Genomic DNA, 11236 nt, shown 5'->3' with positions numbered 1-11236 from the left:
TTTTGGCGCTGGCCACGGTTTCTTAATGGCCGCGATTTCCTACCCCAAAACATCCTCTCTCTGGGAGGCCCGGACGGCAAGTCGCAGTGGCGCGTCGATGATTGGGACGATCGGCAAAGCGGGAAGCCTGTCGAATCTCAAGGCCATCCGGGGAGGGTTTCTTTGCAGCGCGTCGGCGTTGCCAACCACTTCAGTCACGGTAGGAACGGCCGTTTCCGGCCGCCCCCCGCACAGATCCGTACTTGAGTGTTGTCTCATACGGCTCCTGCCTTGATTCGGGCGCGAAATCGTTGATCTGGATACGGGTGGCGTACCTTGGCGTGAGGGAGGTAGGTCAGCAGCAACCGTTTCATGCGAGGCCAAGGCCAGCGATGCCGTTGGCTGCGACGACAAAGCGTACGCAACCATAGTCGGCTAACCTCGTCTCGAAATCGACGTAGGCGGCTCACATTGCCTGGGACGGCATAGTAGGCCAGCCAGCCGCGGACCACACTACCCAGCCACCGACCTTGTTGGCCGACTGACTGGTGTCGCCGACGACGAAGCTCCGCCTTGATTGCCGAGAGGGTACGAGCCATCCGGCTCGCGATCGTCTCGCGGCGAATCATGAACCATCCCGTCTTTGGGCTGGTATCACAGCGGTGCGTGAAACCGAGAAAATCGAACGTCTCCGGTCGACCGTCTCCTCGCTCAGATCGACGCTCGATCGCATAACGACCAAACTCGAGCAAGCGAGTCTTTTCGGGATGAAGCTCAAGGCCGAACTTACCGAAACGTTCCCGGAGTGCTTCCAGGCACATTTCAGCATCAGCTTTGCTCTCAAACCCAATCACAAAATCGTCGACGTACCGAACCACAACGACGTCCTTGCGGCCGCGCTGTCTTCGCCAGTGGTCGATCCACAAGTCCAACACATAGTGAAGATAGATGTTCGCAAGCAGCGGCGAGATCACCGCTCCTTGCGGAGTCCCCACCGTCGTCTTGGACCACTCACCGTCTTCGCTGACACCGGCTCGAAGCCATTTTCCGATCAGACGGAGAATCCGTTTGTCGCTAATGCGATGCTCGATGAACTTCATGAGCCATTGGTGGTCCACGTTGTCAAAGAAGCCTTTCACATCGGCGTCCAGAATCCAGTTCACCTTTTTGCTGCTCACACCGACACACAACGCATCGAGTGCATCGTGAGCGCCGCGACCAGGACGGCCACCATAACTGAATCCGAGAAAATCCTGTTCGTAGATGCACTGCATGACCCACCCGGTTGCCTTTTGGACAATCTTGTCCTCCAGGGCCGTGATGCCGATCGGACGTTGCCGGCCATCGGCTTTGGGAATGTAGATTCTCTTGGAGGGCTTCGCTCGGTAGGCACCCCGGTGAATACGACCGTGTAGAGCCTCAATCGAGGCTTCTCGGTCTTGCTCGTACTGCTGCCAAGTCACCTCGTCGATGCCCGCTGCGGCAGATTTCTTCAAATCATCGAAGGCCTCGTGCAGCAGGGGAACGTTGATGTGATGCAACAGGTTCTCGAACTTCAACGCAGGACAGTCCCGCGCTGTTTCGCGCACACCCAGCAGCCCGCGAGAACGACGCTTGGTCCGACTCGAAGTTCGGGGTCGATCGTGCTGCGAGGTGCTCATCTTGGCTGAGTCCCTTTCCTCGACAGACTCCGCGGCCGGTTCAGTTCCGGCGTTGTTCGCCTGTGTCGGCAGTACTATGGACTCATCCGACTTCCGATCAGCGTTCATGGCAGCCTTTCCCGCTGGACGGTTCGCTGCCCGCACTGGATACTTGCCAGTGGCCGATCGGATCTCCCGGTTCTCGCGATTGAGATTTCCACGCATGCGCAGGTTCTCGTGACTCCGCCGTGTCCGATGGGTTCTCGCCTAATGACGAACCCATCGGTGTTGCCTTCCCCATAGAGGGACCAGGTCGGCACACGGAAGTTCAGATTTCGGAGCTCAATAGCTGGCCTGCGTTTCCCCCCTTGTCGGACGCTCAGCACAGATCGGTTACCCTCTCTGCACCTCCGATGGAGGCCATAGCAGTTGGCTAGACTTTCTACGTAGGACACTTTCATTCCCTATCTCAATCCGGTTTTATCCCGGCACTCCCCTCGCCTCGCTTCGGCTCGACTCTCCCGCAAGCGAAAGAATTTAGCCAACAATTCATCAGCCGCTTGGGTAACTTGGCTAGACGATGCGGTGGCGGGTCATAGATCAGCCAACAGCGTTTCCAATGCGTTGTCTTTGTCACGCACCAAATGCCTGGCATCCCAGCCCACCGAACGCGGCGTTTGAACATCTCCTTGAAACGTATCACCAACCATTAACAAACGTGAAACGTCTGTCGCTGAAACCGCTTGCTGAGCCGCTTCATAGAACTTCTTACTGGGCTTTGACCAGCCAAGATCAGCGCTGATTACAATCCGGTCAAAACGATCCATGATTTGCATTTGATGCAGAATCTGAACCAAACGCTGATCAAAATTTGATGCCAGCGCGATCTTATATCCAGCTGTTCTCAGACGCTGCAGCGTGGGGACGGTATCGGCAAACAATTGCCAGGCGTCGGCTTCGCTGAATCGAAGCCATAGCTGTGCAAAGGCTTCGTCAAGATGTGTTTCTGGCAAGTCGGAGATCGTGTCGACGACGATCCGCCGCCAACGCTCTCGTTCAAAGGTTTGATCGGTGGGCAAGTCCACTGTGTCGCCCAAAAAGTGCGTCTTCATCGCTTCTTTCAACTGCTCGCGAAGCTGCGACACCGACAAATCAGATCCGAACGCCTGTCCGACTTGGTGATAAACCTCTGCCGGCTCAGGGACCGGACGCATCAAGGTGCCGGTGGAATCAAAGAAGACCCAGTCGTAGGGGCGATTGACCATGGATGAATCGATACAGAGAGGCAGAAGGAGTTTCAGTCGACTTGGCTTGGAAATCATAGTCCAATTGTCGGTCTTTGCCTGCCGGGCATTCTGGGCGTGCCAGCACTGGGGTCGGTGAATTGGTCTGGTCGAATCCCATCGATGCTGCCATGTTGGTTGCGATGAAGAACCCCGTAAAGCAAGCCGATTCAGAAACGGAAACGACCGTCGCCCCCGACGATCGCTCTCCCGAGCAGCTTGCAACGCCGGCCTCGGAGCCCCCCCACACACCTCTTGAAGCACAATCGGATTCGCCCTGGCTGCCACTCAAGAACCCAGTGTTTCGCACCTTTTGGCTAGCCTCACTGGTCTCCAATCTAGGCACTTGGATGCATGAAATTGGCGCCGGCTGGTTAATGACTCAGCTGGACGCGTCGCCTCAGATGGTTTCCGCGGTGCGCACCTCCATGGCGTTGCCAATCATGCTGCTGGCCATTCCAGCCGGTGTGCTGGCCGACCGAATGGATCGACGCAAATTGCTGATTGGAACACAGCTGATGTTGCTCTGCGTCACCGGCACGTTAGCGTGGCTTACCGCGATGGGCTGGATCACCGCTTGGGGCTTGCTGGGCCTGACATTCCTGATTGGCCTAGGGTTGACCTTGCATGTGCCAACCTGGCAAGCCTCAGTTCCCGAGTGGGTCCCCAGATCGCAACTGTCCCGTGCCGTCGCGCTGGGTAGCATTAGTTTCAACCTGGCCCGCGGCGTTGGACCTGCGCTGGCGGGACTGCTGGTCGCTTGGCTGGGTTCTTGGATTGCCTTTTCTTTCAATGCCGCCTCATTCGCTGCGGTCATCATCGCCCTGCTGGTCTGGAAACGGGACAGGGTCGAATCCAGCCGGGGCCAATCGTTTCAACAATCGCTCTTTGAAGGACTGCATTATGCGTTCAGCTGTGTGGCGATGCGACACGTCTTGCTGCGTTTGCTGTTCTTTGTTGCTCCGGCCAGCGCACTGTGGGGTCTGTTGCCGTTGATTGTTAAGCAACGCCTGGACTGGGGTGCTGATGGCTTTGGCGTGTTGGTGGCCTGCATCGGAGGCGGAGCCATCATCGGAGCTCGCTTGATGCCAGAACTGCACCGCTGGTTGGGGGCCGACAAAGCGGTGACCATGGCGATGACGCTGTTTGCCATCGGGATGACCCTGATGTCCGTGACCACCGATCGCACCATCAACGTGGTTGCCACACTGATCATGGGGATGGGCTGGATGATCACGCTGACCAGCCTGAACACCGCGGCGCAATTGTCACTGCCGGATCGCTTGCGAGCTCGTGGGATGAGCTGCTACTTGACCATGATGGCCTTCTCGATGGCCACCGGATCGCTGCTGTGGGGCATGTTGGCTGACGGCACCAGCATTGCCACAGCGCAAAAAATAGCGGCGACCACCGTGTTGGTGACCGCCGCCATCGGATTAAAGCTCAGCATCATCTCGACGCCCGAGCCGTCTTAAGTCTGCAAGCGACGAACCTGCAACTGAGTGTTTTTCGAGCATCGGTGCGTGCCAGCACGCACCGGACGTGAATGACTGTCGCGTTTTGCTTACGCGAGCATGTAGCCTTCTTCACCGTGATCGGTGATATCCAAACCACGCTGCTCGTTTTCTGCGGGGACTCGCAAGCCGATCACAACATCCAAGATTTTAAGCAGGACGAAGCTGCCGACTCCAGCGAAGGCAAAGGTTACCAGCACAGCAACGATCTGACCGATCAGCAGCGCAGGATCCCCTCCGGACTCGACCAAACCAATCTTTTCGCCTCCGGCGACATCCCAGCAAGCTCGTGTGGCGAAGACACCGGTCAGCACAGCGCCAACGGTCCCTCCGACGCCGTGAACGCCAAACGCATCCAAAGCATCATCGTACTTCAAGGCATGTTTCAGTTTGCTGCACGCCCAGTAGCAAACCACACCAGCAATCAAGCCCATCAGCAAGGCTGGCATGGGTTGGACGAATCCAGCAGCAGGTGTGATGCAGACCAACCCAGCGACGGCGCCACTACTGGCACCCAGCACGGTTGGTTTACCGAGCACAATCCATTCGGTCAACGCCCAGGCGACGGCACCTGCGGCAGCTGAAAAGTGTGTCACAGCAAAGGCGCTGCTGGTCAGTCCATCGCTCAGCAGTTCGCTACCGGCGTTGAAACCGAACCAACCGACCCACAACATGGCTGCACCCAACGCGGTGTAGGTCAAGTTGTGAGGCTGCATCGGCTCTTTGGGGTAACCCATCCGAGGTCCGATCAAGATGGCAGCAACTAAAGCGGAAACACCACTGGAAATATGAACCACGGTTCCCCCAGCAAAGTCCAACGCGCCGCCCATCAGGCTGGTGTCGTTGTACGACAGTGGACCGCCATCCCAAACCCAGTGACACAGTGGGCAATAGATCAAGGTGCCCCAGAGGATCGAGTAAATGACCATCGCGCCGAACTTCATCCGTTCTGCAAACGCACCACAGATCAAGGCTGGGGTGATGATGAAGAACATGCCTTGGAACAACATGTGGGTGAGTCGCGGAATCTCACCTTCCATCGGCGTGACCGGTCCACCTGCTGCATCGCTCCAGGTGCGTTGAACGTTGTTCATGAAGGCATAGTCGAAGTTTCCGATCCAGTAACCGTCGCCACCAAAGGCCAGCGAGTAGCCGTACAGGCACCAGACGACGGTCATCAGTCCCATCAAGAAGATGCACTGCATCATCACGCTCAAGACGTTCTTGCGTCGGACCAAGCCTCCGTAAAACATCGCCAATCCAGGCGCAGTCATGAACAGGACCAAGGCACAACAGACCAGCATCCAAGCGTTGTGTGCCGCCAAAGAAGAATCCTTGATCTCATCGTCGGTCAAGCCTTCCACAACAGCCACCGCTTCGTCGGTCGCGGTATCTTCATCGCCGTCGGTGGTGTCAGTGCCGTCAGACGCAGCGCCAGTCGCCTCGGTATCTGCGGGCGCAGCTTCTGCTGCTGCATCTTCTACCACTTCTTGCGCTGGCGGAGCGGCGGTCTCCGCGTCCTGAGCCATGACCGTTGACGGCAAGTTAACGGCGAACAGCGATGCAAACATCGCGATCACCAAATAGTTTTTCCAGTGTCTCACTACAAATCACCTCTAAGAAATAAAACGGGAGTGGCGACTGCAACGGGCTACATTCATCTGCACATCGACTGACATCTGGCCGCCTTTCTTGCCTGCTTCATCGACGTTCAACAGCTTCCCCGGCGAGCAGTGAGCGCGTCGGGACCGCCATGAAAATCGCTGTTCCGCCGAGTGAACGCATCGAACCTCAGCCAGAATACAAAACAAGAACCAGTGTCACTGAGATGGCAAAAAGGGGGGAAAGTGCCTGGACCCGCCTCAGTCACGAGCAGACTAGGATACGAAGTTGAGTTCTGTTTTGCAGCGGGTACACTAGCCCCCCCTGCCCATTCCGGCAAAATTCCCACCCTCATTTGCCCACCCGCTGGCCCCCTGCCTCCAATTTTGCACCCACCACCAGCTCGCACCACCAGCACCCACCACCAGCACCCACCACCAGCACCCACCACCAGCACCCACCACCAGCACCCACCACCAGCACCCACCACCAGCACCCACCACCAGCACCCACCACCAGCTCGCACCACCAGCTCGCACCACCAGCTCGCACCACCAGCTCGCACCGCCGAGACCACATTGCCCAGAGCAGCGTGGCGGTCGCACACTAGGTGCCAACACCAAGCCATTCGCCGCTGACCGAAAACCCCCAACGGTGGACCAAGGCTTGGTTACCGATCACAGTTGATGCGGGCAATCTGACACCGCACAATCCACCGGGCTGATTTCAGGCCGTGAATTGCGAGGCGAACCCGTCCCCCTGGTTTCGTTCACCGCCCGGCTTCACCCGTTCCACGAGCCTCGATCGGCGGTCACAGGGGAACCGTCCAGCAACGGATCACGCGCCAACAGGCAAACCGTTCTGGGCTTGGCTGGTTCATTTCGGTACACAGCAATCACTGCTTCACGCACCTTTCTAACCGCAATCTTCAGCTCTGACCGCAATCAACAACGGACATCAGGTTGTCATCCATTGAATCGAAGGACCGTTCCGTGATCATCCAGCAATTCAACACCACCGCAGTGGGAGGTGCAGCCGTTGCGGCCAACCGATTGCATCACGGACTGTTGCAGCGTGGCGTCCAATCAACACTCAATACCCTGTCCGCGCCATCCAGTGATGACCCCGCCAAGGATGACCAAGGCGTGCAGTCGCTGCGCTGGCCGAGCCACAGCACCGACCTGGCAAAACGCCTGCGGCTAAAACTCTCCAAAGCTTGGTATCGCAGCGGTCGCAGCCGGGAATTAGAAATCTTCACCGACCCGCGCGTCGCGCGGCGCACTGTCCTGCCCAGGAGCATGCGGAATCCGCAAACGATCTTGCACTTGCATTGGGTCTCGCGGTGGCTGGACTTTCCCACGTTCTTTGACAGCGTCCCCGATCATCTGCCAGTGGTCTGGACACTGCATGACATGAATGCCTTCACCGGTGGCTGCCATCATGCGGACCAGTGCCATCAGTTCCAAACCGGCTGTGGAAACTGCCCACAGATCAAACATCGCGGGCCGAGCGATTTGTCAAACAAGATCGTGCAAATCAAACAGCAAGCCTATCGCGGCAAACGACTGCACGTCGTCACGCCCAGTCAGTGGCTAGCCGATCTTGCTGGGCAAAGCTTACTGCTTGAAGACGCTTCCAGCATCGAAGTCATTCGCAACGGCGTCAACACGGATGTCTTTCAACCGCGAGACAAAGCAGCCAGCAAGCAAGCACTGGGAATCGCCCCACAGCAGTTCGTGATTGGATTCGGTGCTGCCTCACTGGGCAATCCTCGCAAAGGCTTGTCAGACTTGATCGCTGCTGCTGAACAGCTCCGTAGCAAACAAGAGATCACCGCATTAGCGTTTGGTGCGTCGAAACCAGAACTCGAAGACCAAATGCCACTGCCCATGCGCTCCACTGGTTTCGTCAGCAACCCAGAGCATCAGGCAGACATCTATTCTGCGATGGACGTGTTTGTGCTGCCTTCGTGGGCAGAGAACCTGCCACAGACTGCCATTGAAGCCATGGCTTGCGGGGTTCCGGTGATTGCCTATGACGTGGGCGGTCTCCCCGAGATCGTGCAGCACCAAGTCACGGGCCTGACAAGCCCGCTGCGCGACGTCGCACAGCTAGCCAAAAACATCGACGCGCTTCACAGTGATCCAGCGCTGCGTCAGAGCCTCTCCGTGAATTCACGCCAGCTCATTTTACAGCACTACACCATGCAGTGCTGTGTGCAAGCGTACCATGATCTCTATCAGCGAATCTCAGCGGCCTCGCAAGACTACGCCGCCCGAGCTGCCTGAGCGGTGGCATCCGAATTTGGCGGGCTGAGCGAGGCTGAGGGGGACAAAGCGTGCCCCATCAGTTTGGCAACGATCCCCACGTGACTGAGCGACCACGGCGAGGCTTTGATCCCGTTCCAGGCGTGCTTTCGAGCCACATCGACAAAGCCAGACTTCAAGGCCATTCTTGCCCAGCGGCGGTACACCTGAGACGCGGTCTGCCCCCGATCACTCAAATGGGACAGCAACGGAACGTCTTGCCCTATCCGCTGATACGCTGCGGCAACGGCACGACGAGCACATTCGAGCTGTTCACTGCGATGCCGTGATGTGATCGAGTTGACATGCAAGCGGTACTGCAACAGTGGCTCGGACAAATTGGCCAGCTTGCCAATCGCAGACAGTCGCAACCATAAATCCAAGTCCTGTGCTTTGGTAAAGGATTCGTCATAACCCCCGACCTGTTCGAAGGCCTCGGCGACCATCATGGCAGTCGGATGTGGCAGAGCGCCCTGTCCCTGAAACAACTGCTGGATGATCTGATCATGATCGGCTGAAACCACTTGTGTGCCCAAGGGATCACCATCGGGATCGATCAGCAACAATCCCGCACCGGCCGCAATGACATCAGAGTGATTGCACAGGAAAGCCACCTGCTGTTCAAAACGGGTTGGCATGGCCACATCATCAGCATCCATTCGGGCCAAGAACGAACCACGAGCCAGTTTGCTGGCATGGTTTAGCGACGGTGTTAGACCTTGGTTTGACTGTCGCACCAAGTGAATGCGGCGATCTGCGACAGCGTACTTGGCAATGCAGTTTGCGGACTCATCGGTGGAACCATCATCCACGACAATCATTTCCCAGTCGGCGAATGTTTGCTGCTGGATGCTTTCGATGGCAAGCGGCAGGTGCGGCATCCCGTTATGGACGGCCATCAACACGCTTACGATTGGATTCGCCATGATTTGAACCTCGTGACACGATCAAAATTCGTCGTTACATCGCGATCAAGCCGCAACCTTCTTGATCGTTGCTGCACTGGCAATGCGTTCCAGCCAAAGCCCCAGACACAGTAAATTCCAACAGAGCTGGGGATGCCGTGACAGCGACTCTCGCTGAGACTGCAAACCGGGCAGATACGTGGACAAGGCACTCGTCGACGAACACACCGCGGCAAACTGCTGACTGACCGCTGGCTGCTGGAGCCACGACCGAATGGGTGCACCAAATCCTTGCTTGTCTCGACCAACGATTGAGCTGGGCCATAAATGCTGACAGGACTGTCGCAACAAGGGCTTGAGCGACTGCGTGGTTTGAAACCGTAACGAGCGGGGTAAACGCAGCACGAACTGCACCAAATCCACGTCCATCAGTGGTGCCCGCGTCTCCAGCCCATGCGCCATCGCGGCTCGGTCCACCTTGGTGAAGATGTCACCGGGCAGGTAGCAGCGCAAATCAAAATCCACTGCTCGGTCGATGCCCCGGACATCATCCACTGGTCGATGGTTTGCCGCCCAGGAAAGTCCACTTGAACCGGGTCGGTTCAGCAATGGATCGATGCCCGTTCCAGCGCCTAACCGCTGCAGGTGATCCTGCCACAAGTCCAGGCCCTTGCGATTGGCTTTCACCGCAGTTGCTCGTGCTCGCCAGGTTCGCTTGTTCCCGCTCATGGAAAGCTCGGCCATTGCCTTGTAGAGCACCTGCTGGCCCAGTGAATCACCCACTCCTTGCCGCAGCATCAAGTGACGATACCAGCTGTAGCCACCGAACAGTTCATCGCCGCCATCTCCGGAGAGCACGACCTTGCAGTGTCGGCGAGCAAACTGCGAGATCAGGTAAGTTGGAATGTTGGACGAGTCACCAAAGGGCTGGTCATAAACCTGAGCCATCACCTGCAACATCTCGGCCACATCGATGGACATTTGCAACTCATGATGCTCGGTCTGATACGTCTGTGCGACGTCCCGAGCGTAAGGCAACTCATTGATCAAATCACCGAAGCCGACGGCAAAGGTCTTGATGCGTCGCTCTGAGTGTGGAGTCATCAAGCCCACAATCGTGCTGGAGTCGAGGCCTCCGCTAAGAAACGCTCCGACTTCCGTATCGGCAACCATTTGACGCTCTACCGCTTGAGCAATCAAACGCTGCACCTCTTGCACCGCCTCCTGTTCGTCCATCGAAACCGTTGACAGCTCGAAGTCCCAGTATCGCGACACCGTTAGCTGGCCATCGCGCCAACGCAATTGATGGGCCGCAGGGAGCACATGAACATTTGAATAAATGGTGCGGTCGGCGGGAACATAGTTCAGGTGCAGGTACGCAGCGATTGCGTCTGGATCAACCTCTGGCTGGATCAAACCCGAGGCCACGATGGCTTTGATCTCCGACGCAATGATAAGCTGGCCGTTTGCCGCAAGAGCGTAAAAGAGAGGCTTCTCGCCCATCCGATCCCGCGCCGCAAACAGCGACTGTTCCGCTTGGTCCCAGATCGCGAAGGCAAACTGACCATTGAGTTTCTGCAAGCAGTCTTCACCCCATTGCCGATACGCCAATAGCAAGGCTTCGGTATCGCTGGTCGTCCGCAGTGAAACGCCTTCCGAACGCAGTTCCCTGGCGATGTCGCGGTGATTGTAAATTTCACCGTTGAAGGTGATCGCCAGCCGATCGGTTGGTTCCTCCATCGGCTGCACACCACCTACAGGATCAATGATCTGCAAGCGTGTGTGCCCTAACAGGCAATTCCGTTGACGGAGTTGCCCATCAGCATCAGGGCCTCGATGGGACAGTGCAGTGACCATTGCTGCCATGGCTGGTTCCAGCGACATGACCTCGGGTCCACAGATCAAAGCGATTCCACACACGGACGGGGTTCTCCAGAAACGAATGGTTTGTCAGCGCAGTGTCGGTCAGGCATTTGTGTGGCGCAACCGCTCGCGTCATGTGGCGGT

7 protein-coding genes are annotated in these 11236 nt (G+C 57.3%); 2 read left to right on the top strand and 5 right to left on the bottom strand.

Going from position 1 to position 11236, the window contains the following annotated elements:
* Positions 1-254 precede the first annotated feature (254 nt).
* Together ltrA and SV7mr_RS01790 are read right to left on the bottom strand one after the other, a co-directional pair.
* Positions 255-1538 (bottom strand): group II intron reverse transcriptase/maturase, encoded by a 1284-nt coding sequence (gene ltrA, locus SV7mr_RS01800; RefSeq protein ID WP_419187352.1) that lies wholly within the window; start codon positions 1536-1538, stop codon positions 255-257.
* Positions 1539-2212: 674 nt separating this feature from the next.
* Positions 2213-2941, bottom strand: a complete 729-nt coding sequence (locus SV7mr_RS01790) for an HAD-IA family hydrolase (RefSeq protein ID WP_145268667.1) — start codon at positions 2939-2941, stop codon at positions 2213-2215.
* Positions 2942-3045: 104 nt separating this feature from the next.
* Between SV7mr_RS01790 and SV7mr_RS01785 the strand changes: the two genes are divergently transcribed.
* Positions 3046-4377 carry an MFS transporter gene (locus SV7mr_RS01785; protein WP_145277906.1) on the top strand — a complete coding sequence of 444 codons (1332 nt, stop codon included), beginning with the start codon at positions 3046-3048 and terminating at the stop codon, positions 4375-4377.
* 89 nt (positions 4378-4466) lie between these two features.
* Here the strand turns inward: SV7mr_RS01785 and SV7mr_RS01780 are convergent, their stop codons facing one another.
* On the bottom strand, positions 4467-6020 hold the full coding sequence (locus tag SV7mr_RS01780; RefSeq protein ID WP_473163668.1) for an ammonium transporter: 1554 nt from the start codon (positions 6018-6020) through the stop codon (positions 4467-4469).
* A gap of 990 nt (positions 6021-7010) precedes the next feature.
* On the opposite strand from SV7mr_RS01780, the gene SV7mr_RS01775 reads away from it, so the two are divergent.
* On the top strand, positions 7011-8306 hold the full coding sequence (locus SV7mr_RS01775) for a glycosyltransferase (protein WP_145268665.1): 1296 nt from the start codon (positions 7011-7013) through the stop codon (positions 8304-8306).
* Here SV7mr_RS01775 and SV7mr_RS01770 read toward each other — a convergent pair.
* Together SV7mr_RS01770 and asnB are read right to left on the bottom strand one after the other, a co-directional pair.
* Positions 8285-9250 (bottom strand): glycosyltransferase family 2 protein, encoded by a 966-nt coding sequence (locus SV7mr_RS01770; protein ID WP_145268663.1) that lies wholly within the window; start codon positions 9248-9250, stop codon positions 8285-8287. The two genes, SV7mr_RS01775 and SV7mr_RS01770, sit on opposite strands and share 22 nt — an antisense overlap.
* A 45-nt stretch (positions 9251-9295) precedes the next feature.
* Complete coding sequence (gene asnB, locus SV7mr_RS01765; protein WP_419187969.1) at positions 9296-11149, bottom strand: asparagine synthase (glutamine-hydrolyzing); 1854 nt, start codon at positions 11147-11149, stop codon at positions 9296-9298.
* Between the last annotated feature and the right edge of the window lie 87 nt (positions 11150-11236).

This window comes from Stieleria bergensis, from assembly GCA_007745635.1.
In the GTDB taxonomy this organism is placed as follows: domain Bacteria; phylum Planctomycetota; class Planctomycetia; order Pirellulales; family Pirellulaceae; genus Stieleria; species Stieleria bergensis.
The sequence above is the reverse complement of the archived record's forward strand: the minus strand, read 5'-3'. Positions and strand labels throughout refer to the sequence as shown.

Coding starts and splice junctions, on each gene's coding strand:
- SV7mr_RS01790 (WP_145268667.1), bottom strand. CDS start 2,941: ATGATTTCCAAGCCAAGTCGACTGAAACTCCTTCTGCCTCTCTGTATC.
- SV7mr_RS01785 (WP_145277906.1), top strand. CDS start 3,046: ATGAAGAACCCCGTAAAGCAAGCCGATTCAGAAACGGAAACGACCGTC.
- SV7mr_RS01770 (WP_145268663.1), bottom strand. CDS start 9,250: ATGGCGAATCCAATCGTAAGCGTGTTGATGGCCGTCCATAACGGGATG.